Annotated in this window: 23 protein-coding genes; 13 read left to right on the top strand and 10 right to left on the bottom strand. The window is 37.5% G+C overall.

All coding sequences use genetic code 11. The annotated features are described in order from the left end of the window. The first annotated feature begins 1,180 nt into the window (after positions 1–1,180). Both nadA and thiL read left to right on the top strand, forming a co-directional pair. Complete coding sequence (gene nadA, locus BGP15_RS04325) at positions 1,181–2,176, top strand: quinolinate synthase NadA (protein WP_286768801.1); 996 nt, start codon at positions 1,181–1,183, stop codon at positions 2,174–2,176. Between the two features lie 226 nt (positions 2,177–2,402). After that, positions 2,403–3,455, top strand: coding sequence for a thiamine-phosphate kinase (thiL, locus tag BGP15_RS04320; RefSeq protein WP_070562660.1), 1,053 nt, complete (start codon positions 2,403–2,405; stop codon positions 3,453–3,455). Between the two features lie 33 nt (positions 3,456–3,488). Here thiL and BGP15_RS04315 read toward each other — a convergent pair whose 3' ends face one another. Then, positions 3,489–4,277, bottom strand: a complete 789-nt coding sequence (locus BGP15_RS04315; RefSeq protein ID WP_286754207.1) for a segregation and condensation protein A — start codon at positions 4,275–4,277, stop codon at positions 3,489–3,491. Between the two features lie 159 nt (positions 4,278–4,436). On the opposite strand from BGP15_RS04315, the gene dxs reads away from it, so the two are divergent. Beyond that, on the top strand, positions 4,437–6,365 hold the full coding sequence (gene dxs / locus BGP15_RS04310) for a 1-deoxy-D-xylulose-5-phosphate synthase (protein WP_286709791.1): 1,929 nt from the start codon (positions 4,437–4,439) through the stop codon (positions 6,363–6,365). 549 nt (positions 6,366–6,914) lie between these two features. Further along, positions 6,915–8,339, top strand: a complete 1,425-nt coding sequence (gene dnaA / locus BGP15_RS04305; protein WP_046672557.1) for a chromosomal replication initiator protein DnaA — start codon at positions 6,915–6,917, stop codon at positions 8,337–8,339. A 150-nt stretch (positions 8,340–8,489) separates the two neighbouring features. On the opposite strand, the gene BGP15_RS04300 is transcribed toward dnaA, so the two are convergent. The 7 genes from BGP15_RS04300 to BGP15_RS04270 all read right to left on the bottom strand — a co-directional run bounded on the left by BGP15_RS04300 (position 8,490) and on the right by BGP15_RS04270 (position 14,303). After that, positions 8,490–8,891 (bottom strand): hypothetical protein, encoded by a 402-nt coding sequence (locus tag BGP15_RS04300; protein WP_070562646.1) that lies wholly within the window; start codon positions 8,889–8,891, stop codon positions 8,490–8,492. 54 nt (positions 8,892–8,945) lie between these two features. Next, entirely contained in the window at positions 8,946–9,329 is a 384-nt protein-coding gene (locus BGP15_RS04295) for a DUF4890 domain-containing protein (protein ID WP_286768800.1), read from the bottom strand. A 347-nt stretch (positions 9,330–9,676) separates the two neighbouring features. After that, entirely contained in the window at positions 9,677–10,045 is a 369-nt protein-coding gene (locus tag BGP15_RS04290) for a hypothetical protein (RefSeq protein WP_286768799.1), read from the bottom strand. A 161-nt stretch (positions 10,046–10,206) separates the two neighbouring features. Continuing rightward, the gene (gene lpxK, locus BGP15_RS04285; RefSeq protein WP_286768798.1) at positions 10,207–11,256 is read right to left on the bottom strand and encodes a tetraacyldisaccharide 4'-kinase; all 1,050 of its coding nucleotides are present in this window, start codon (positions 11,254–11,256) and stop codon (positions 10,207–10,209) included. Continuing rightward, positions 11,253–11,723 (bottom strand): gliding motility lipoprotein GldH, encoded by a 471-nt coding sequence (locus BGP15_RS04280; protein WP_070562634.1) that lies wholly within the window; start codon positions 11,721–11,723, stop codon positions 11,253–11,255. The genes lpxK and BGP15_RS04280 overlap by 4 nt, the downstream gene beginning before the upstream one ends. Before the next feature lie 53 nt (positions 11,724–11,776). Beyond that, positions 11,777–13,150 carry a PSP1 domain-containing protein gene (locus BGP15_RS04275; protein WP_172462425.1) on the bottom strand — a complete coding sequence of 458 codons (1,374 nt, stop codon included), beginning with the start codon at positions 13,148–13,150 and terminating at the stop codon, positions 11,777–11,779. A 10-nt stretch (positions 13,151–13,160) separates the two neighbouring features. After that, positions 13,161–14,303, bottom strand: coding sequence for a DNA polymerase III subunit (locus tag BGP15_RS04270; RefSeq protein WP_070562628.1), 1,143 nt, complete (start codon positions 14,301–14,303; stop codon positions 13,161–13,163). 209 nt (positions 14,304–14,512) lie between these two features. On the opposite strand from BGP15_RS04270, the gene dnaN reads away from it, so the two are divergent. From dnaN to BGP15_RS04225, 9 genes are all read left to right on the top strand, one after another. Further along, positions 14,513–15,634 (top strand): DNA polymerase III subunit beta, encoded by a 1,122-nt coding sequence (gene dnaN, locus BGP15_RS04265; RefSeq protein ID WP_046672565.1) that lies wholly within the window; start codon positions 14,513–14,515, stop codon positions 15,632–15,634. A gap of 13 nt (positions 15,635–15,647) precedes the next feature. After that, positions 15,648–16,310, top strand: coding sequence for a DedA family protein (locus BGP15_RS04260; RefSeq protein WP_083295820.1), 663 nt, complete (start codon positions 15,648–15,650; stop codon positions 16,308–16,310). A gap of 27 nt (positions 16,311–16,337) precedes the next feature. Further along, entirely contained in the window at positions 16,338–16,985 is a 648-nt protein-coding gene (locus BGP15_RS04255; protein WP_070562625.1) for a DedA family protein, read from the top strand. Between the two features lie 167 nt (positions 16,986–17,152). After that, on the top strand, positions 17,153–17,725 hold the full coding sequence (locus BGP15_RS04250) for a CAP domain-containing protein (RefSeq protein ID WP_070562622.1): 573 nt from the start codon (positions 17,153–17,155) through the stop codon (positions 17,723–17,725). Between the two features lie 83 nt (positions 17,726–17,808). After that, the gene (locus tag BGP15_RS04245; RefSeq protein ID WP_112375171.1) at positions 17,809–18,684 is read left to right on the top strand and encodes a YicC/YloC family endoribonuclease; all 876 of its coding nucleotides are present in this window, start codon (positions 17,809–17,811) and stop codon (positions 18,682–18,684) included. A gap of 2 nt (positions 18,685–18,686) precedes the next feature. Next, positions 18,687–19,256, top strand: coding sequence for a guanylate kinase (gene gmk, locus BGP15_RS04240; RefSeq protein ID WP_070562620.1), 570 nt, complete (start codon positions 18,687–18,689; stop codon positions 19,254–19,256). A gap of 4 nt (positions 19,257–19,260) precedes the next feature. Continuing rightward, positions 19,261–19,836: a nicotinate (nicotinamide) nucleotide adenylyltransferase gene (gene nadD, locus BGP15_RS04235; protein WP_070562618.1), complete on the top strand. Its 576-nt coding sequence runs from the start codon at positions 19,261–19,263 to the stop codon at positions 19,834–19,836. A 301-nt stretch (positions 19,837–20,137) separates the two neighbouring features. Beyond that, positions 20,138–20,893, top strand: coding sequence for a hypothetical protein (locus BGP15_RS04230; protein ID WP_286768797.1), 756 nt, complete (start codon positions 20,138–20,140; stop codon positions 20,891–20,893). A gap of 60 nt (positions 20,894–20,953) precedes the next feature. After that, on the top strand, positions 20,954–21,793 hold the full coding sequence (locus BGP15_RS04225; protein WP_083295818.1) for an SUMF1/EgtB/PvdO family nonheme iron enzyme: 840 nt from the start codon (positions 20,954–20,956) through the stop codon (positions 21,791–21,793). Positions 21,794–21,819: 26 nt separating this feature from the next. On the opposite strand, the gene BGP15_RS04220 is transcribed toward BGP15_RS04225, so the two are convergent. Both BGP15_RS04220 and BGP15_RS04215 read right to left on the bottom strand, forming a co-directional pair. Next, on the bottom strand, positions 21,820–22,584 hold the full coding sequence (locus tag BGP15_RS04220) for an SDR family oxidoreductase (RefSeq protein ID WP_172462444.1): 765 nt from the start codon (positions 22,582–22,584) through the stop codon (positions 21,820–21,822). 5 nt (positions 22,585–22,589) lie between these two features. Next, positions 22,590–23,711 carry a BT3233 family polysaccharide utilization protein gene (locus BGP15_RS04215; protein WP_112375174.1) on the bottom strand — a complete coding sequence of 374 codons (1,122 nt, stop codon included), beginning with the start codon at positions 23,709–23,711 and terminating at the stop codon, positions 22,590–22,592. Position 23,712: the final 1 nt, after the last annotated feature.

Raw genomic sequence — 23,712 nt, 5'->3', positions numbered from 1 at the left:
CAGTTTATTTTGGATACTATACACATTATTTTAGTCGGATTTCAATTTGCGGGAATTAGTGCCTTTTAAAGTCGCTTCTACTCGACTCATTTGATCTTTTTATAAATATCTAATTCTTATCGTGTTTATTCTGAATTATTTTATTCAACCCTATTAGGCCTGATCCGATAAATTTATCCCTGTTATATTCCTATATTCATTTTTACAGGCTAATAATACTTATATATGCTATTCTCGACGGGTTTATTTTGGAAATAATGCCTTCTATTGGTTATTTGAGGCGTATTATGATTTAGGAAAATTGATTTTGGCCCTACGCTGGTCATCGTTGCTGTATGAGTTGGCAAATGAGAATATATAAACTTCAGCTACTCGCGATTAGAATGCCATATATTGGTTAGGCAGTGATAAAATATGCTATAGACGATTCTAAGAGCCTTTATTTCATTTTCGGTGCTATTTTTATGCTTTCAGTGCTGCACGTATACACAATTCTCTCAAAATTTGCCAAAATAAACCCGCTGAGAATTTGATATAAAATTATACATCAATCCAAGATTTATTAATCTATCCTATACGGCCTCAAAAACGTTTTCTTATCTGAAATGTTAATAAATAAAGCTTCCTTTTGTGCCATATTTTTCATTGTTTTGTAATATGCCTAAAAACGTTTCTTAGGCTACGAAAGTAAGTTATGGATGAAACTGATTTTCGAAGATCGAAATAATGTGAAATAAACCCTTTCAGTTTTTGGTATAAACGAAGAGCTTGAATAGTTTTCCAAATATCCAAGTCTAAAAGAGTTTATATGGGCATAATACTGTGTAATTAAACTTTATGTAAATTAATTTAACTATTAATGCTTGTAAATGTTTATTTTGCATGATCAATACATATTTTGCTGTCAGTTCTACAAAATCATGGAATTGGACAAAAGTTACCATTGTTCGATCAAATTTACAAACTGACATTATCCAATGAGCTCGACTTAGCAAACACGTTGTAATCTGTTACTAATTAATAATAGGTTTTATATCAGTGTTTTATTCACTATAATCTACTAATGGATCAAATGGAAGCGAGAGGTATATTACCACGACTTGATTAATTTGCTTTTAATTGACTTTTATATATATAACAATGCTTATTTTTGTTGTTCATAAAAGTTGAAACTACTCGCATGGAAATTGTAAATTATGAGCTTCAAGCAAAAGGTTATATCGATGCTCCGATTGATCCCTCACTGGATTTGATTAAAGAGATCCAACGCTTAAAGAAAGAAAAGAAGGCTGTCATCTTGGCTCACTATTATCAAGAGTCTGAAATACAAGATATAGCAGATTATATAGGAGATAGTCTTGGCTTATCGCAGGAAGCTGCGAAAACCGATGCAGATGTAATTGTTTTTGCTGGAGTACATTTCATGGCTGAGACGGCTAAAATACTTTCACCGACTAAGAAGGTTCTTTTGCCAGATGCTAAAGCCGGTTGTTCATTGTCAGATTCATGCCCACCACATCTTTTTGCTAAATTTAAAGAGCAATATCCTGATCATTTGGTGATTACCTATGTAAATTGTACGGCTGAATTGAAAGCTCTTTCAGATATTGTATGCACATCAAGCAACGCTGTTCAGATTGTTGAAAGTCTTCCTGAGGATCAGAAAATCATTTTCGGTCCAGATCGCAACCTAGGTGCATATGTTAAGAAGAAAACAGGACGTGACCTGGTACTTTGGAATGGAGCTTGTATGGTGCATGAAATTTTTTCTCAAGATAAAATTGACCGTTTGAAAAGCGAGCACCCCGAGGCTAAGTTTATTGCCCATCCAGAGTGTGAAGATCATATACTCGCGATAGCTGATTATGTGGGATCGACTGCTGGAATGCTTAAATTTACCCAAACAGATAAAGCCCAGGCTTATATTGTTGCTACAGAATCAGGCATTCTTTACCAAATGCAAAAAGCGAGTCCACATAAGACTTTTATTCCTGCTCCTCCTAATAATGCCTGTGCATGTAATGATTGTCCGCATATGAAGCTTAATACGCTTGAAAAGCTATACAACTGTCTAAAGTATGATTCCCCTGAAATTCTTCTTCCTGAGGATGTGATTCTTCGTGCACAACGTCCTATTGAACGTATGTTGGAAATATCAGCGCGCTTAGGACTATAGATTTGTTGTATTTTTGCTACGATTAGCTATCGTAGATTATTGATTTTTAACGTAATACAAACAATTTTTATGAATGTTTGTCCTAGCTTGTAATTAAGACGCTTAGCTGGATAAGCATATAAATTCATTGGACTTATAGCTATACTTGTTTTGTAATGCCATCTTAATGCATCAGTCAAAGATGATTATCCGGCATTACCTATATTAAACTTTTAAACTTTTTAGCATGTTTGATTTTGATAATACCGAGCGGACCAATCTAGAGGAAATGGGCGAGTTTGGACTGATTGATTATATAAGTAAGGCTGTTGAATTGACAGAGAAATCCACTGTGAAGGGGATTGGGGATGATGCGGCTGTTTTAGATTTCGAAGGTAAGAAGACTTTGGTATCGACTGATCTATTGTTGGAAGGGATTCATTTTGATCTTAGGTATGTACCATTAAAACATTTAGGTTATAAAGCTGTTCAAGTCAATTTGAGCGATATTTATGCGATGAATGGAATAGCTTCTCAAATTACCTTTTCAATCGGTATGTCCTCTAAATTTCCATTAGAAGCCGTAGAGGAAATTTATCAAGGAGCTTTGATTGCCTGTAAGAAGTATAATGTCGATTTAATCGGGGGTGACACTTCGGCTTCAGCACAGGGGCTGGTTATTTCTGTGACAAGTATAGGCTATGCTGATGCAGATCAGATCGTTTATCGTAGTGGAGCACAGGAAGGAGATCTATTGTGTGTGTCCGGTGACCTCGGTGCAGCTTATATGGGCTTACAACTCTTGGAACGTGAGAAAGAGATTTATTTAGAAAATCCGAATGTACAACCTGATTTGGAAGGAAAGGATTATATCGTTGAACGCCAATTGAAACCTGAAGCCCGGAAAGACATTGTTGAATTATTTGCCAAGCTAGGGATCAAGCCCACAGCGATGATGGATATTTCGGACGGGCTTGCATCTGAAATTCTTCATATTTGCCGACAATCAGATAAAGGATGCCGATTATATGAGGAAAAAATTCCATTGGATCAGATGACTTATGATACGGGGCGGGAATTTGGCATTGATCCAACCGTAGCTGCACTTAATGGTGGTGAGGACTATGAGTTATTGTTTACAATAGCGCAATCGGATCACGATAAAATTAAGAATTTACCTGATATTAGTATTATTGGTTATATGACGCCAAGATCGGAAGGTTGTGAGATGATTTCCAAATCTGGGAATCTTTATCCGATAACGGCACAAGGCTGGAATGCATTTAAGAAAAAAGATTAATACGAAAAAGACCTGTTCAAAACAGGTCTTTTTTTATGCTTCTTCCTCCTCAAACAGGAGTTCCTCCGTCTCATTTGGATCTCTTTCACCTACATTGAAATTGTTATAGCCTAAGCCCACTTCGATCTGTAATAATCGCTGCTGGAGCATTTCGAGAATCGCTAAAAAGTTATAGACGAACTGTATTTTATTTTCTGAGTTTTTAAGAATTTCTTGAAAATCTAATTTTTTATTGATTTCAATCAGTTCGGCAATTGCTTTCTTCTGTTGTTCAATGGTGTATGGATATTTGACAACTGTATGGGTTACTTCAGGGGGACGATTACGGAATTGATACATCATTTGCTCGTAAATCATCATTAGACCATAGAGGTCGAAGCTATCCAAATTTTCTCCGGTAGAATCTAATTTTAGTCTTTGTTGGATATCATAGCGTATGTTGCCTCGGCTGTATAGTTTGAGACGATTTTCTTCCAAGACTCTCAATTCTTCACAGGTCTCTTTAAATTGCTTATAGAGAATAAGTTTTTGAACAAGATCTTCTCTAAGATCGATTTCATTTTCATTGTCGTCCAGATCCAGACGAGGTAATAGCATTTTAGCTTTGATACGCATCAGTGTAGAAGCAACAAAGATAAACTCGCTTGCCATTTCCATATTGAGCGCTTGCATTTGGCTCACATACGATAAAAAATCATCTGTAATCTTTGAAATCGGTATATCGTGGATATTTAGTTCATCCCGTTCGATAAAAAATAATAATAAATCAAAAGGTCCCTCAAATTGAGGAAGCTTGATTTCGTAGCCTTCTTCTACTTGCATATCTTATACAAATTTACATATAAAATCTTTTGGAATAACTTCGATACAAACTATTCATTATTTTATTTGTTGTTCATCAATATGTAAATGCGATTTATTTTAAAGATTAAATAAAATTGTCGTTACTTTGTACGAACATATCATGTAAATAGCAGTACTATGCAGTTTGAGGCTGGAGAACTATTAAGTAAAATAAACGATCCCTCTGATCTTAAAAAGCTAAAGGAAGACCAATTAGAACAGTTAAGTCAGGAATTACGTCAATTTATTATTGATCAGGTTTCGGTTAATGGTGGTCACTTTGCAGCAAGTTTGGGAGTCGTCGAGTTAACGGTGGCGTTACATTACGTAATGAATACCCCATACGATCAATTGATTTGGGATGTAGGTCATCAGGCTTATGGGCATAAAATCCTAACGGGGCGTCGCGATATATTTCATACAAATCGAATTGAGAACGGAATTTCGGGTTTTCCTAACCGTTTTGAATCTCAATACGATGCATTTGGTGTTGGACACTCGTCAACATCTATTTCTGCAGCATTAGGCATGGCGGTCGCTTCCCAAATAAAGGGTGAAAAGGATCGTCAGCATATCGCGGTTATCGGTGATGGTGCCTTGACTGGTGGAATGGCATTTGAAGCACTGAATCATGCCGGTATTTCGAAATCAAACCTTTTGGTTATTCTGAATGACAACTGCATGTCCATTGACCCTAATGTAGGCGCATTGAAGGAGTATTTGACAAGTATAACAACCTCCAAGCGCTATAATCGTTTTAGAGACGATATCGCAGCTGTATTGACCAAGATTTCGGAAGTTGGTCCAAATGCACTTGGTATTGCCAAAAAATTGGAAAAAAGCATAAAGGGAACTTTATTAAAAAATGCCAATCTCTTTGAATCTTTAAATTTTAGATATTTTGGACCGGTTGATGGGCATGATGTCAAGAAATTGGCTAAGACCCTTGAAGACCTTAAGCATATACCGGGGCCTAAATTATTGCATGCCGTCACCATCAAAGGAAAAGGTTTTGCGCTAGCTGAAAAAGATCAGACGAAATGGCATGCTCCAGGTCTATTCGATAAAATTACGGGTGAGATCAAGAAGTCTTTGAATGATAAACCGGTAGCACCTAAATTTCAAGATGTTTTTGGACATACTTTAGTTGAGCTTGCGGAAGAAAATGATAAGATTGTGGGGATCACGCCTGCAATGCCTTCTGGTTCTTCCATGAACATTATGATGAAAGCTATGCCTGACCGTGCATTTGACGTTGGTATTGCTGAGCAGCATGCAGTTACATTCAGTGCGGGACTCGCAACACAGGGATTATTACCATTCTGTAATATCTATTCGTCGTTTATGCAACGCGCTTATGATCAAGTCATCCATGATGTTGCATTACAAAATCTGAATGTTGTTTTCTGTTTGGATCGTGCGGGAGTGGTCGGTGCGGATGGTGCGACACATCATGGCGCTTATGATATCGCTTTTATGCGCTGTGTTCCAAATATGACGGTTTCTGCGCCGATGAATGAGGAAGAGTTACGAAATTTAATGTATACAGCGCAGTTACCCAATAAAGGTCCGTTTGTTATTAGATATCCTAGAGGAAATGGTGTTATGCCAGACTGGCGTCGCCCATTTACAGAAATAGAAATAGGAAAGGGGCGTCTTATATCAGCAGGTGAGGAGCTTGCTATCTTAAGTTTTGGAGCGATAGGAAATGAAGCTGTTAAAGCGGTACAGCAGTTAAATGAACTGGGAATACATCCAGCGCATTATGATCTTCGATTTGCTAAACCATTGGATGAAGCTTTGCTTCATCAGGTCTTTCAGAAATTTGATAAAATTATCACGGTTGAAGATGGAAGTTTACAGGGGGGCATAGGTTCGGCTGTATTGGAGTTTATGGCCGATCACGGATATCATAGCCAGGTTGTTCGTTTGGGTATTCCGGATAAGATCATTGAGCATGCTGAACAAAATGCACAGTGGAAGCATGCTCACTACGATGCTGATGCTATCGTATCAGAAGCCAAAAAACTTTGCAATGGAAAATTGACCAGCTCAATGGTCGGATAAGAGCTATACATTTGAAAAATGAAAAAGGAGATCAATTTTGATCTCCTTTTTCATTTTTCAAGGGTAGGGATGTTTGAATTTAGAACTCATCTCATCTGTTACAATTTGTTTTTTTCTGTCCTATAATCCGCATTGATTTTTGTTTTAAGGTTGTGCGTAAATAACTTTAATAGTCCTCTGACAATGATGTTAAGTTGGCTTTAAATTCTTATAAATTTAATATTAAAAATATATGAACTAAAGATTGTAATTAGCTATTATTTTGGTTAATTTAGATTTAGACCTTAAGGACTGATAGGTAGTAAGTTTGCTACTTTTTTTGTTCTTTTTTTTGAAATAAATTTGGAATGTTAATAATTATTTTTAGAGATCAATTTTAGCGCTAGTTTTCCACAATTTTACACGGTAAAATACTGATATATAATGTATTATCAATTATTTTATATTTTAGTTTTTTAGCTGATTTTTTTTTGTCATCTTCGTTCTCAGAGAAAGTTATCAACATATTTTTTGTCGCGTATTGTAAATCAACTTATTAACAATTTTAGAATGGAAAAAACGTATTCAAGTGTCTGGAATAATTGTCTTTCGATTATCAAAGATAATATACCAGCACAAAGTTTCAAGACCTGGTTTGAACCTGTGAAAGCAGTCCGTTTGGAGGGTGACGTTTTGACTATTCAAGTGCCTAGCTTATTTTTTTATGAGTGGTTGGAAGAACACTATGTAGGAATTCTTCGCAAGACCGTAAAGAAATTCCTAGGAGAACAAGGTAGATTGGAATACAATATTGTAGTGGAGAAGTCTTCAGCTTCTCATCCTTATACGACTAATCTTCCATCGAATGGCAATGGAGCAGAAGGGAAAAGGCAATCTATCCCTGTGCCGGTATCTTTAAATAGGGATATCAAAAATCCGTTTGTTATTCCTGGATTGAAAAAATTGCAGGTTGATCCGCAATTGAATCAAAACTATACATTCGAAAATTTTATCGAAGGGGAGTGTAACCGTCTTGCTCGTTCTGCAGGATATGCTGTGGCGAATAAACCGGGCGGTACTTCATTCAACCCTTTGATGATTTATGGTGATGTTGGTTTAGGAAAGACACACCTTGCCCAAGCAATCGGAAATGAAATCAAAAGAAATCTTCCCGATAAACTGGTCATTTATGTGTCTTGTGAAAAATTCTGTCAACAGTTTGTGGATTCATTGAAAAATAACACAATCAATGACTTCGTTAACTTTTATCAAGCAATGGATGTCATCATTATGGATGATGTGCATAATTTTGCTGGTAAAGAAAAAACACAGGATATTTTCTTCCATATTTTTAATCATTTGCATCAATCTGGAAAGCAGATTATTTTAACTTCAGACAAGGCACCTAAGGATTTAGCTGGTTTGGAGGAACGTTTGCTTAGTCGTTTTAAATGGGGATTATCTGCAGATATTCAGATTCCTGATCTTGAGACGAGAATGGCAATTTTGAAGAAGAAGATGTATTCTGACGGTATTGATTTACCTGAAAATGTAGTGGAATATGTCGCAACACAAATCGATAACAGTGTTCGTGAATTGGAAGGAGCTATGGTTTCATTATTGGCTCAATCTACATTGAACAAGAAGGAGATCGATTTGGGTTTAGCAAAATCGATGTTGAAGAACTTTGTGAAGAATACCCATAAGGAAATTTCAATGGACTTTATTCAGAAATTAGTTTGTGAATATTTTGAAGTTCCTGTAGATATGGTAAAGTCGAAAGTTAGGAAGCGTGAAATCGTGCAGGCCAGGCAAATTTCGATGTATTTAGCAAAAGCTCATACCAAATCTTCACTAAAATCGATCGGAGCTTTCTTCGGAGGAAGAGACCACTCGACAGTCATTTATGCATGTCAAACCGTAGAGGATTTAATTGAAACTGACAAGAAATTTAAGACTTATGTAAGTGACATTATGAAAAAATTGAAATCTTAATGTCAATTACCGTAAGTAGTAAACAAAAGGGGCTGTCCAAGATGATTGGATAGCCCTTTTTTAATGCATTTAAGCTCTTGTAAGGTATTAAAAAACCTCTGGACATAATCTATGTCCAGAGGTTTTTCATTCTTAATAGAACGATTGTTGTTATTGATTGCTCTGTCCGTTGCCGGATTCGTTTTGCTCAGTTTTTTCTTGAGTCGCAGGAATACTTACTGGGGGTCTCTCTGTGACATATTTCTGATAAGCTGTCTTTTGTTCATCGGTGAGCAGTTGTGCTATCTTAGTATCGGATTCACCTTGAATTTTGGTTATGCTTTCCTTTTTGGCATCAGCTGTAGCTGTCGCGTCCTGGATAACGGCTGCAATAGCCTTTTCTTGGTTTAATACGATGGTTGACACGGCTGTTTTTTGCTCTTCGTTTAATGTTAGCTTTGTCACTAATTCGGTCACCACTTTGGTTGCATTCTCTTCTGGTGTTGTTTGTTGTGCAAATGTTAGGCTCATTGCTAGAAAGAAACCTATACCTGTTAAAAATAGCTTTTTCATGATGTTTAATTTTAGATGAAATTATTCAATGTTTATTCTCTATTTTTTTCACTATTAACGCGTGGGGTCAGTTGTTACTGGTTGTTTTGTCCCAGGGGCTGATTTCGCCGGTCTCTCAGCAATTATTTTTTGGTAAAGTGCTTTTTGATCCTCGGTTAGCAGCTGGCTGACTTTGGTGTCTACCTCGCTTTGAAGCTTATTTAGTGCTTCATTTTTTACTTCAGCAGAGGAGCTACTGTCTTTTGTTATCGTTTGCTCGGTTTTTGCCTGATCCAATAATATAGTTGATACTGCAGTCTTTTGCTCATCATTCAGATTCAGTTTCTGAACAAGTTCAGTTGTTGCTTTTGTCGCAGTTTCCTCCGGAGTACCCTGTTGCGCAAATGTTAGGCTGAGGGCCAAAAAGAATCCGATTCCTGTTAAAATTAGCTTTTTCATATCTATTGTATTTAAAAAGTTACAATTAAACTGTTTTACTATAAAACTTGGAATTGGTATTTATATTGTATTAAAGTTGTTACTTTAACAAATTTTTAACATAGGATAATGTGTTAATAGATTGTAAAACAATACGTTGGTTTTGTTTTAGGATAAACAAAACAAGGTAACGATGATTTATCCGATGCCGGATATCTTGTTCGGCGCGATCACCTCGTGATGATTAAAATATACTGCATTGACTAAGACTTGTATGCGTAAATAATGGTATAAACAAAATAGATACAAGCAATAAAAAAGGCCCCTGTACATAAAACAAGAGCCTTTCTTTAAAAGTATTTTAATCATTAATTATCGGAACGTCTGGACATTCTTTCCTTCATTTTTTCTTGTTGTTCGTCAAATAACTTACCTTGTTCTGGACTAAGCCAAGATTTGATCTTAGCTGTTTGTATTTCCTGAAGCTGTTTATATTTTTCCATGTTGGCCTTACGATCTCCCCCATCGTTTCGAAGTGCAGCCCGTTGTTGCGCTTGAGTCAATGTAAGGTTATAAATCGAATCTTTTTGTGTTTGATTGAGGCTAAGTAATTTGTCAAGATGCTCTACACGCATTTTAGCTTGTTCCTCAGGACTGCGTTGTTGACGTTGTTGCGCAAAAACTCCTGTAGCGCTTAATAATAAACAGGCTACTGCCATTAAAATTTTCTTTTTCATCTTTGTATAGTTTATATCATGAATGCCAATCATTGTAATTGTGCACTCTATTTGTTTATTGTCCATCCCTATGGACCGAAAAGACTTTTAAGTAGTTTCGTTTACCTATTGAATATAAATTTGAGGAAAAAGTTTAGTATAGCAATTTATCTTAACAAAATTTAAGGTTGATTAACACTTTGAGCTACTGCATTATGGATTGTTTTAAGGAATAGTTCTTTATGGATAGGATCATGAAATTGTAGGCCTATTGGAAGATAGGCCAAATCAATAGCTGCCAATTGTTGTTGAAATGGTTTTAACCGCTGAAAGTCTTTTTCGGTAGTCAACAGCATTTTGTTACTACTAGCTAGGCTTCGGTAGGATTTTGTAATTTGTTCAATATCTGATTCACTAAAAGTATGATGATCCCCAAAAGATAGGTGTTTGACCAAATTTGCCTTCTTTTTGATATAATCCACGAGCGGTTGCGGTTTGGCAATGCCTGTAACCAAAATAACATCGCTGTCGTAGAAATCGATCGTATTTCCGACGCTGTCAATGGCTTGAAAGTAATTTATATGGCTAAAAGTAATTAATGCGTTCTTATTATAGCGTCTGATTTTACGTTCTATACGCTTTTTATCAAGGTTCGAGAGATCTATTGGACATTTGGTAATTGTTATAATCTGCGCCCGTTTGGCTTCAATCAGTAAGTCCCTAAAGTTTCCTGTAGGAAAAACAAACATGGGACTACCAAATGATAAAAAATCAAACAATAGAATATTAAAAAGCGGCGATAATTTTCGATGCTGATAGGCATCATCCAGAATAATCAGTTGATGATCTGATTGAAGTTTTTCTATTCCCGTACAGCGGTCTTCACAAACCGCAACGGTAACCGATGGAAATTTATTTTTGAATTGTAAGGGTTCATCGCCAACATTGTTTGCTAGCGAATCGGTCTTTACCAAATGAAATCCGCTAGTCACCCGCCCATAGCCTCGACTAAGTATTGCTGTTTTATACTGATCTTTGAGGCTTGAAACAACAAATTCAGTCATTGGGCTTTTTCCTGTACCTCCGACAGAAAGGTTACCGATTACAATCGTGGGAATTTCAAATGACTTTGAGCTGAGCAGCTTGAAATCGTATAGTCTATTTCTTAGCCATACGATTAAGCCGTATAGGATCGAAAAGGGGAATAATAGATAACGTAAAAAAGCAATCATTTTGGAATAACCGTTAGTCCGACGTCGGTGATTTCTTTCAACGGATTTTCTTTCATATTCTGCATGATGGAAATAGTATACATACCTGTATCCGGAAATAGGTAATCTTTATGGATTATGGATTGGTTATTATATAAGCTCCCTGAGGATTTTCCGAGCCATTTTCCATCGGATCGAGCCATTTTTATTTCTTTGCGGAAAATAGATTGCTTCTTATCTGGACCACGTTGGTAGATCAGGATAAAAAGGTTCGAAAAGGCATATTCCGGTGTATGACGGACATCCATTAATACATCATATCGTTTGGCTTTATCGCTAATATGAAATTGAAAGCTAGACGGTGATGTATTCAACCAAGCTTTATTATCAATGGGTTTGTTATCATTTATAATGGAAGTCTGTTCACAAGAACCCCCTATGCAAATACATAATATACCAATAAGAAATGGTGTGCGTTTGAGTCTCATGTTTATTTATAAAAAGAATATGCCTAATGGGTTAAAATTAGGCATATTTTTTTTTATTCTGCTTTTGGAGCAGCATTGTTGTTATTACCTTTGTTTTTATTCCGATGGCGGTTAAAACGTTTCTTTGGTCTATTCCCACCTTCTTTATTGTCTTTATTCACCGTAGGTGCTGTAGAATCGTTCGCTACCTGAGGTTTTCCCCCTTGTTTGGGTGGATTTGGGTCCGACTTTTCAGTCTTTTGTCCAGCCTTATTTTCCGGTTTGACTGTGTTGCTTTTTGATTTTCTTTTTTTCTTTCTTTTATTCCGATCATCAAGTCGCGTTAAGCTATCTTGGCCGACCACATTTTCATAATCGTAGTTGATATTTTTCTCTTCTCTGACTTCATCGTTATCTACTGCACTCGAAATAGCTTCCGGTTTGATTCCCTGCTTATTCATTTCGACAAGCTCTTTGACTTGTTGAACGGGGATGGCAATCCAATTTTCAGCTCCAGGAAAAGAGAACCACATCATTTTCTTGAAGATATCGGTCTTTTGAAGATAAGCAACTCCTTTTTGTGTTTCGATGCGGTCGATATTATTTGGGATGTCTTTTAAAGCATCCATGTAGCTATCCAATTCATAATTGAGACAGCATTTTAATTTTCCGCATTGGCCCGCTAATTTTAACGTATTCAACGAAAGATTTTGATAACGTGCTGCCGATGTAGAAACCGTTTTGAAATCCGTTAACCAGGTTGAACAGCAAAGTTCGCGACCACAGGAGCCGATGCCACCGAGGCGGCTAGCTTCTTGTCGCATACCTATCTGGCGCATTTCTATGCGTATCCTGAAAGATTCGGCCATTTTTTTGATAAGCTCACGGAAATCCACGCGGCCCTCAGCTGTGTAGTAGAAGGTAGCCTTGGTTTTATCACCCTGGTAGTCAACATCAGAAATCTTCATGGACAAACCCAGGTCCAAAGCCAGTTTACGGGCTTTGTGCATCGTTTCCCATTCGAGATCTTTTGCTGCGTTATACTTTTCTACATCCATTTCATTGGGCTTCCGATAGATTTTTTTTGTTACCATTTCTGGGGTAACATTGTTCTTTTTTAATTGTAGTCTGACCAATTCACCTGTTAAGGAGACATGTCCGACATCATAGCCACCGGTAGAAGGTTCTACGACCACCATTTCCCCCATTTCTAGGTAGGTATTGTCTACATTAATAAAGAAATCTTTTCGTGATCCCTTGAATCGTACTTCGACGATATTAAATGGTTTATAGTTTGAAGGCATATCCATATCGGAAAGCCAGTCATATACATCTAATTTATTACATCCGCTAGTCATGCAAGAGCCATTGTTCTGACATCCTGCTGGTGTACCATTTGTCGTGGTAGTACCGCAACCTCCGCCGGATGAGCAACTGCCACATCCCATAGTTTTCTATTTATATATATTGAGTTCCTTTCGGAAACGTTTTGTACTTGTATATTAATGTTAACTGCAAAGATAAATCTAAAAATAATATTTTGGGATTTGCATTTCTTTCTACAAAATAATGTGTTTCCTCAAATAGATTTATTGTTGCTTCAATTTGTTCAACGGTATAGTGTACTGCAAATTTCTGAACAAAATCCAATTCTTTGGCCGGTAAGAACACTAAACTGGAAAGCCCTTCTTTGATTAATATAATTTGACGCATCATATTAATTGCATAAAAAAGAAAGCTTTTTTGGTTTTCTCGCCCCATTTTTGAGAGTTCTTCTTCCACTAACGAGATCATATTGGTTCCAGCATCTGAAACAATGAAACGCAACCAATTGACTAAAATGCCAAAATGATTATTTGTTTGCGATTGAATTTGATTCATGGCTTCTTGCAGGTTTCCATCCGCTATAAACGCAATTTCAGCTGATTCCTGATCCGAAAGATGATATACGCTCTTGAGATGTTGTGCGACCTCCATGTGATCCAACTTCTTTATTTTGACCAATTGCGTACGTGATATGATCGTATTTAATATTTTGTCCTGATTTTCTGCAACTAGAATAAAGAGCGTTTTTTCGGGTGGTTCTTCGATTAACTTTAACAGCGCATTGCCTTGTGTGTCCAAGTATTCGGGCAACCACATAATTAAAACTTTATATTCCGCTTCAAAGGACTTTAGGCTTAATTTTTTGATGATACCATGCGCCTCTGCAATATTGATATTCACCTGTTTATTGTCCGCATCCAACTGATTGCGCCAATATTCCAGTCCCATGTAGGGATTGGATAGAAAAGATTTTCGCCAGCTGTCCGCATAATCTGTTGCTGTATCTTCCTTATGCTTGGCTATAAAAGGATACGACATGTGAAGATCAGGGTGGATCAGTTTGCTATATTTTCGACACGATGGACATTCGCCACAACTGTCTGTCAATTGCCGGTTTTCGCAATTCAAAAACTGCGCATAAGCATAAGCAAGAGCAAGGCTGCCTGAACCCTCAGGACCAAGAAATAATTGCGCGTGACTCACACGGTTTTCTTGAACTGTGCGAACTAAATGTTCCTTGATGTCTTTGTGCCCAATGATCTCTTTAAACTGCATACAATACTGCTATTATACAAATGTAATAAATATTGTGATTTATTGGGCCCAATTTGCTTTCTATACTTTTGGCGCTGTGCTTATTAATTGAAATACAATTGCTTATTTGAACGATTGAAATCGCCTGATGTGGAAAGAAAGGCGCCCATAAAACTGAAAAATATTGATTAATTTGTGTATTATTGCACATAATAATTAGTATTCAGGAAATGAGATTCATTGTATCAACATCAATTTTATTAAAGCAGTTACAAGCTATCAATGGTGCATCCAGTACAAGTACTGTTTTGCCAATCTTGGAAAACTTTCTTTTTGAAATAAAAGACAATAACTTGACTATTTCTGCTACGGATCTGCAAACAAGTATGGTTACTTCTTTACAGATCGAAGCAAAGGAAGAGGGAAGAGTAGCCATGCCGTCGAAGATTTTGATCGAGACATTAAAAACTTTGCCAGATCAACCAGTAGCATTTTCAGTAGACATGAATACCTTGGCTATTGAGATCAGTGCCGGTGATGGGAAATATAAATTGAGTGGAGAGAATGCTGACGATTTTCCTAAAATTCCTTCAATAGATAATGGTTCAGTCATTCAGATGCCAGCGCCTATTCTGTCTGAAGCAATCAGTAAGACGATCTTTGCCGTCAGTAATGATGAGTTGAGGCCTGCTATGTCTGGTGTTTTGGTCCAATTAGCTGAAAAGAATGTGACTTTTGTCTCTACTGATGCGCACAAGTTAGTGCGTTATTCAAGAACGGATATCGGAGCGGAGAAACCCGCATCCCTTATTTTACCGAAAAAAGCACTTTCTTTACTTAAATCTTCATTGCCATCCGATGATATTACAGTATCTATTGAATATAATCAAACCAATGCATTCTTTAGCTTTGGTAATATCAATTTGATCTGTCGGTTGATTGATGAGCGTTACCCAGATTATGCTGCTGTAATTCCTCAAGTCAATCCAAATAAGTTGACTGTCGATAGACTATTGTTTTTAAATACATTGAGACGGGTGGTGATTTTCGCTAATAAAACCACACATCAGGTTCGCCTAAAGATCTCGGGTAGTGAATTGCATATCTCTGCAGAAGATCTTGATTTCTCGAATGAAGCGCATGAACGTTTATCCTGTCAATTTGAAGGCGATGATATGGAAATTGGTTTCAACGCTAAATTCTTGGTCGAGATGTTAAATAACTTGGAAAGTGAAGAAGTTGTTTTGGAGATGAGTACACCAAATCGTGCTGGTTTATTGATTCCGGCTGTATCTGAAGATCATGAAGATATTTTGATGTTGGTGATGCCGGTTATGTTAAACAACGCTTAATCGTCTTTTCGCTTTGGAAATAGTTACGCATCTTATTGACTTTATTCTCCATATCGATAAACATTTGGTTGAAATAGTCAATGATTATCAGACTTGGACATACCTTATTCTGTTTCTCATCATTTTTGTAGAAACTGGAGTGGTTGTAATGCCTTTTTTACCAGGAGATTCGTTGTTGTTTGCTGCAGGTATGCTTGCCGCACAACCGAATGATCTTAACGTATGGTTGATGATTCTCATTTTATTGATCGCCGCAGTTTCTGGAGATTCCTTAAATTATGCTATCGGTAAACATTTTGGTATGCGCCTTACAAGATTTAAGCTCTTTGGTAAACAGGTTGTCAAAGACGAGCAAATTGCCAAAACACATTCTTTTTATGAGAAATATGGCAGTAAAACAATTGTTATCGCTCGCTTTGTACCAATCGTACGGACCTTGGCGCCTTTTGTTGGTGGTATTGGAAGGATGAATTATGGTACTTTCATTACTTATAATGTCGTAGGTGCCGTCTTGTGGGTGGGAGGTATAACCCTAGCAGGATACTTTTTAGGAAATATCCCTATTATAAGAGATAACTTCTCGAAGGTCGTATTGATTATTATTTTTATATCCATATTGCCAATAATCTTCGAGCTTGTAAAAGAAAAGATAAAAACTAAAAAGGGAATCCAATAAGATTCCCTTTTTTTATAGATCAAAAAAATGGAATTCATTTCACAGCTTATTGATTTTATCCTGCATATCGATCAGCATCTATTGCAACTGATCAATAGTTATGAAAATTGGACTTATCTGATTTTGTTTTTAATCATTTTTGCGGAGACAGGATTTGTTGTTACCCCATTCCTCCCTGGTGACTCCGTTTTATTTGCCTTGGGAGCAATCATTGCCCGTCCGGATTGTCAGCTTTCCTTACCATTATTTATAGTCATTCTTATTTTTGCCGCTATCTTCGGTGATTTTGTGAATTATGAAATTGGCAAATATTTTGGAGTTCGGGTTTTTAAGCCTGGATCAAGGTTATTTAAACCGGCTTATCTGCAAAAAACGCAAGATTTCTATGCTAAGCATGGAACAAGGACTATTGTATATGCCCGATTCGTACCGATTATAAGGACTTTTGCACCATTTGTGGCAGGCATTGGCCGTATGCCCTATACAACCTTCGGGAAATATAATATACTTGGGGGCATATTATGGGTTTCGTTATTTATTTTGGCTGGCTATTATTTTGGACAAATACCATTTTTTAAGCATAATTTTTCCCTTGTTATTTTGGCGGTTATCTTTATTAGCTTAATACCCATGCTTATACAGTTTTTTTCGCAGACAAAAACAAAAAAAGATTAAACGTTACATACTAAATGCAGTCTTTTAAGGTTAAAGGATTGGTACGAAATATCCCTATCAAAAAGTACAAACATTGCCTATAAACAAGAGGTTAGACTCTATAAAAGCGAAGGGGAGACGATAGTTTGGATATCTCGTCAGCTCACTCAAGAAGATATTATTTACGTATGAACTATTTGGTTTTAGCATTTACCCTGCTTTTTACACAGTCTATTTTTGCCCAACGTATCGTTGTCGATCATCATCAGGCGACCGAGGCCTATGAATTACTGAACAAAATCCGTACGAATCCAGAACGGTATAAGAAAGAGCTAAAGCTCTTCAACTTGCAGAAGATTAAACGGACCAAACTCAATTGGAATAAGGAGTTGGCGGAGGTTGCAGTTTATCGGGCAAAAGATATGGCCAAGCGCTCCTATTTTGACCATGTTTCACCTGAGGGGTATGGACCAAATTATTTCATTGACGAAGCCGGATATCAACTTAACCCAACATGGCTGTCCAAACGAAATGCAAACAATTTTGAGTCTATTGCGGCCAACCGATCTAGTGCTACCGCTGGCATTAAGGCTCTAATTATTGGAAAGGAAGCTCCGGGTTATCATCATCGCACACATTTACTGGGCATGGATCAGTGGAATGCTTCGCTATACGATGTCGGAATTGGTTACGTCGAGTGTAAAGGTGCCAAACCTTATGAAAGTTATTTAGTTGTTATCATAGCCAAGCACGACTGGTAGATAAATGAAAGGTAATTTGGGGAGTATCAGCAATTAATCGACGCAGGGTATTCAATTTTTACTGAAAAGTCATACCTTTGCATATGATAAAATCCATGACAGGATATGGCACGGCTTCCGCTGATAACGGTAAAGTTAAATATAGTGTCGAAATAAAGTCCTTAAATTCAAAATTCCTTGAATTAAATCTTCGCTTGCCCAAAGTTGTTTCGGACAAAGAATTGACCCTGCGCACTGAGAGCAGTAAACTTATTGAGCGTGGTAAAGTGAACATGAATGTAACTGTTGAATACACGGATCAAACGGCGAAGGCATCTTCTATTAATGCTGATTTACTCAAAAAATATTACAGTCAATTGCAGCAGATCGCTTTGGAACTTAACGATACCAATGTCAATCTGTTTGAACTGGCGTTAAATATGCCTGAGGTAATTACCAATAATGATGATTCCGTTGATGACGAAGAATCCAAAGTATTGATGGATGCTTTCTATGATGCGGTCAAACGTTTTACTACATTTCGTGAAGACGAGGGTAATGTGCTTGCTGGAGATTTAAAGAAGCGCGCGGAGCTTATTTTAACTTACCTTGGAGAAGTAGAGGCCTTAGAAGTAGAACGTATTCCTTTGATCAGACAGCGTATTGAACAATTTTTAAATGATACGGTGGGTAAAGATAATGTGGATCAGAACCGATTTGAACAGGAGTTGGTTTACTACATTGACAAATTGGATGTGACCGAAGAAAAAGTCCGGTTGCGCGCCCATTGCAATTACTTTTTAAAGGCATTTGATTCTGCGGATTCAAACGGGAAAAAATTGGGATTTATTTCACAAGAAATGGGGCGGGAGATCAATACCTTAGGTTCCAAAGCTAACCATGCCGGCATTCAACAGATCGTGGTCAGAATGAAAGAAGAATTGGAAAAAATAAAAGAGCAATTGCTCAACGTATTATAAGAATGAGCGGTAAATTAATTATATTCTCGGCACCATCGGGAGCTGGAAAAACGACAATAGTAAGAGATCTTTTAAGTAAACACGGTGATAAGATTGAATTTTCCATTTCAGCAAGTACACGTGATCCAAGAGGGCAGGAGGTAAATGGAAAGGACTACTATTTTATGTCGAAAGAAGAATTTTTGCATAAGGTAGCAAAACAGGAGTTTATCGAATTTGAGGAAGTATATTCAGGGACTTTCTATGGTACTTTGCGTTCAGAAATTGAGCGTATTTGGAAAGAAGGTAAACATGTTATTTTTGATATCGACGTTGTCGGTGGATTACGTTTGAAATCAAAATTCCCAGAACAGGCAATTTCTATTTTCGTACAACCGCCATCATTGGAGGTGCTTAAGGAGCGTTTGACAGGACGTGGAACGGATTCGGAAGAAAAGCTGAAAGAGCGTTTTGCGAAAGCAGAATTGGAACTTACCTATGCCAATAAATTTGATGTCATATTGAACAATTTTGATTTAGCTACAGCATGTGCCGATGCGGAAGAAATTGTCATGGGATTTATCAATAAATAAGTTCATGCGAAAGATTGGTTTGTTTTTTGGTTCTTTTAATCCGGTGCATATAGGGCATTTGATTATAGCTAACTATATGGCCAATTTTACTGGACTTGACGAAGTTTGGTTTGTGGTCTCTCCACAGAATCCATTTAAAAAGAAGTCCACCTTAGCAGACCCTTATGACCGTTTGGAAATGCTAAATCTGGCTTTGGAAGACTGTGATCATTTGAAAGTAAGTGACATTGAATTCCATTTGCCAATACCATCGTATACCATCGATACCTTAACGCATCTTAGCGAGAAATATCCAAACCGGGAATTTGTGCTACTTATGGGACAAGACAATTTGGAATCGCTGGAAAAGTGGAAGAATGCGGATATTATCTTGCGTGATTACCAGATTTATGTTTATCCTAGACCAGGGTTCGATAATGAAAAATTTAAAGATCATCCCGCTATCACGATGACCGACACCCCACTAATGGAATTATCCTCTACCTTTTTGCGAAATGCAATCAAGGAAAACAAGAATATTCAATTCTTTACACCTAAAAAGGTGATTGAATTTATTGATAAGAAAGGTTTATATTCTTGATATAAATGGAAGTAAATGAAGCATGATATCCCCGGGTTTTATTAAATCCGGGGATTTTTGTTTGTAGGTATCTCAAGAAAATATTAAGGAATAATTTTTGCAGGAATAATATTTCACTTTTAAGCTCAGATAAGACGATCTTTAATGAATAATTAAAATAGCCTGGAAATAAAAGCAATCATTCGTGAGAACCTGTTTTTTTACCTATCAGGCTTGTTTAGTTAGCGGTATGAGTATCAAGTTTAATTCTGGGCTTTTTGGGGAGGTTTATGATAGAGAAAAATATATTAATTCGTATGCTATGAGAAAAATCGTTTTATTGTTTATGTGTTTCGTGTATTGGGGGACCGGTTTGGCACAGACGGATAGTGCGGATGACAATAGTCTTTTTATGGATCCTGCTGCTATTGAGCTGCGGAGCAAAATGACCATACCGCCTTACGGTTTGGACAAAGTAAAAGCATTAATTTCAACAATAATCCCCGAAGAAGATAAGGAAACAACAGATGCGGGAATAAATGCGATTTCAGCCGTTGATTTTAAAAAGCTAACGCTGCGTGAAAAGTTCACCTATACCATGATTCATGCCGAGCTATATGCGCAAAATTGTGCTATACCCGAGTACCAGACACAGATCGACAAAAAAATATTTGCTACATTATTGGACGGCTTTAATGAATCCTCTTGGTCGCAAAGACAGACTGATTTTTTGCAGGAAAATAGGGATTCGGTGATGAAGCTTATTCAGGAATCTGTTGTCCGGAGCAAACGGATGGGGGTAAATTATAAGCATGCCATAGTGGAGATTAATGGCTGGCAGATGATCCCTTTTATTGTTGATTATGCCAAGAAAACACCAAAGGATAAAGATGCATTGACGTTGCTGTTATTACTGATGAAACGTGGTGAATACAGTGAATTTATAAAATCCAGTTCATTTAAAAAGTTGTATGGAGAGGACAGTAATTATTATTCGTATCTAAATTACAACAAAGAAAATGAGGCGCTGATCTTTAGTCGGGCGCTTAAATATTACGATGAGAAAAAAAGCAAGTAGTGCAGTTGGATTTTTAGTATTCGAAACGTCAAATTTGTATTATAACAAACGGCAAGGAGAATGAGGAAATTATTCTATTTGATAGGATTGATTGTTTTACATCTCCAATGTGAAGCCCAAGCTGGAAACTATATCCAAATTCCAGCTGGAGACTATCATTTGGGCGATACAGCAAGCTTAGATAATCCCAAAAGAACAGTGCATATCGAATCGTTCTGGATCTCGAAATTTGAGCTGACGAATGCCGAATTTGAAAAATTCGTTCAGGCAACGGGTTACAAGACATTAGCAGAACGCTACCATAATGCCATGGTCTTTGAGCCTGGCCTGGCGGAGTTTCGCTGGTTGCAGGATAGTACGGCCTATTGGCGCTTTCCGAATGGTGTAATTCGTGGCGGAATTGCGGCCAAGATGGATCACCCAGTTACCTGTATCTCTTATAAAGATGTGCTGGCCTATTGTACATGGGCAAATTGTAGATTGCCATCTTTTGATGAGTGGGAGGTGGCAGCTAGAGCCGGAAGCGAAGACTATTATTTTGAAGGTTTCAGTAAAGAGAATATGGGCGATTATGCAAATGTATGGCATGGTAGAGATCATTTGAAAGCTGATTATTCCGATGGTTATCTCTATACTTCTCCGGTCGGAAAATTCAAACCCAATCCATGGGGACTTTATGATATCTTTGGTAATGTATTTGAATTTTGCACCGGAAAGCTCGAAAGAGATGGCGACCGCTCTATTGCACATGCCCGTGGAGGGTCCTGGTGGTGTAGTAAAAATAGCTGTGCCGCTTTTAATACCGTATATATAGGTTCAGTTAGTCCCAATGCATCTTTTAGTAATCTGGGATTTAGAATTGTAAAAAAAGCCTTTACTCCTGAGAATAAAGACTTTTAAAACAAACTCATCGTAAAGATTGACTTTTATCTTCCCATCCAGCCACCATCGACTGTTAGGATGGTTCCATGAACATAATCGGAAGCTTTTGAAGCGAGGAATACAGCTGGCCCCTTAAAATCTTCTGGAGTTCCCCAACGTCCTGCAGGTATACGGTCCAAAATTGACTTTGAGCGTTCGGGATCGTCTCTCAGAGCCTCGGTATTATCCGTGGCGATATACCCCGGAGCAAACCCGTTTACGTTGACACCTTTGGAAGCCCACTCATTTGCAAAAGCCTTTACCATGGATCCTACGGCACCTTTTGAAGCGGCATATCCTGGAACATTGATGCCACCTTGGAAAGTTAATAAAGAGGCTGTAAATACGATTTTTCCAGTTCCACGTGAAATCATGTCCTTTCCAATCTCGCGCGTCAATATAAACTGTGCATTTTGATTGATTTCGATGATTTCATCCCAGTATTCATCAGGATGCTCAGCGGCAGGTTTTCGAAGTATATTTCCGGCATTATTAAAAAGGATATCAATCGCAGGATGCGCTGATTTTACCTTTTCAATAAACGCGTAAAGCGCTGTCCGTTTGGCGAAATCACACTGGTAGGCATAGAAATTTCTGCCTAATGCTTTTACGGATTTTTCTACTGCGGAGCCTTCAATTTCCAATGACGCCGAAACGCCTATAATATCTGCTCCAGCTTCAGCCAATGCTTCGGCAATTGCCTTGCCAATTCCCCTTTTGCAGCCTGTTACCAAGGCTACTTTCCCACTTAAGTCAAAAGATTGCAGTATGGACATTATTTTGAATATTTTATTGTTAATGGTTGATCTAAATTGTTTTTGAATGTTTTTACATAAGACTGCCATTGCTCAAAATTCCCTATTTTGCCAGCTTTATTGAACGCAGCACCCGCAAAATAAACTAAGGGTTTATCATTTTTGACGGTGGTTGCCAGTAAAAATTGTTTTGGGCTATCTTTGAACACATACTTTACTTTTGGTAAAATAACGGCTGTTCCTGTAATTTTATCTCCTTCTGCAGGCTCCCAATAGGCTAAAATGCCATTCTTTACATCATTTAGAATTTGAGGTTTTTCCTCTTTTCTTTTAGCGATCCCCACAACAATTGGCGTAGCGGCAGCGGTTGTGTTTTTGATGGAATAGCTTATCTTGTTCAATTGACTCCCAGCGTCTAAAGAAACTGTTTTTTCGACTTGTAGCTGTTGACCCTTTACATTTTCCGGTTCATAAATAAGTTTGAATGTGGATCGTAGCGGACCATTGTCCAAGACCTCGTATTGACGATAATGCTTATGGTAAACGACCTGTTCGTCAATGAATGGCGTTGCATCGCCGACACCTAAGGTTTGTCCGACGGAATAATAATCTAATCCTTTGCCATGATCGGCATGATAGTCCCCAGTTTTATACCATTCGTCAACAATAAGATCATTGCTACGTTTTGCCCAGAAATCAAAACCTTGTGCATCCTCAGAGCTGCCTTCTAAAGCTTTTCCATAGGCTCTAAACGCTGCAATATCGTTTTCCCATGCAAAGTCATCTTTTCGTTCAGGGACGTATCTCGCATAAGTCTTTGGGGTGACAGTTGCGGGTTTATTTCCATTAACCCCAAAGGTTGTTGAGCTTCTAGGAGCAACGGTTATTTGAATCAAAATATTTTGTGCCGTCGGTTTTCCTAGTTTTTCAAGCTGATAGGCCAGTTCCTTTTTATCCTTGTCCACAATAGTAAATACACTGTTTTTTAATGCGAAGTGTTTTTCAAATGTGGTATAAGGGATACTGATCAACTCTGTTCTTGCGCTAGCGGAAGAGTTGTTTACAGTAATGGTTTTGTTGTTCTGCGCAAAAGCAACCGTTGAAAGCCCTAGCGCTAAACTCAATACGAGTGTTTTTTTCATA

This window comes from Sphingobacterium sp. 40-24 (assembly GCF_001899705.1).
GTDB lineage: Bacteria > Bacteroidota > Bacteroidia > Sphingobacteriales > Sphingobacteriaceae > Sphingobacterium > Sphingobacterium multivorum.
The sequence above is the reverse complement of the archived record's forward strand: the minus strand, read 5'-3'. Positions and strand labels throughout refer to the sequence as shown.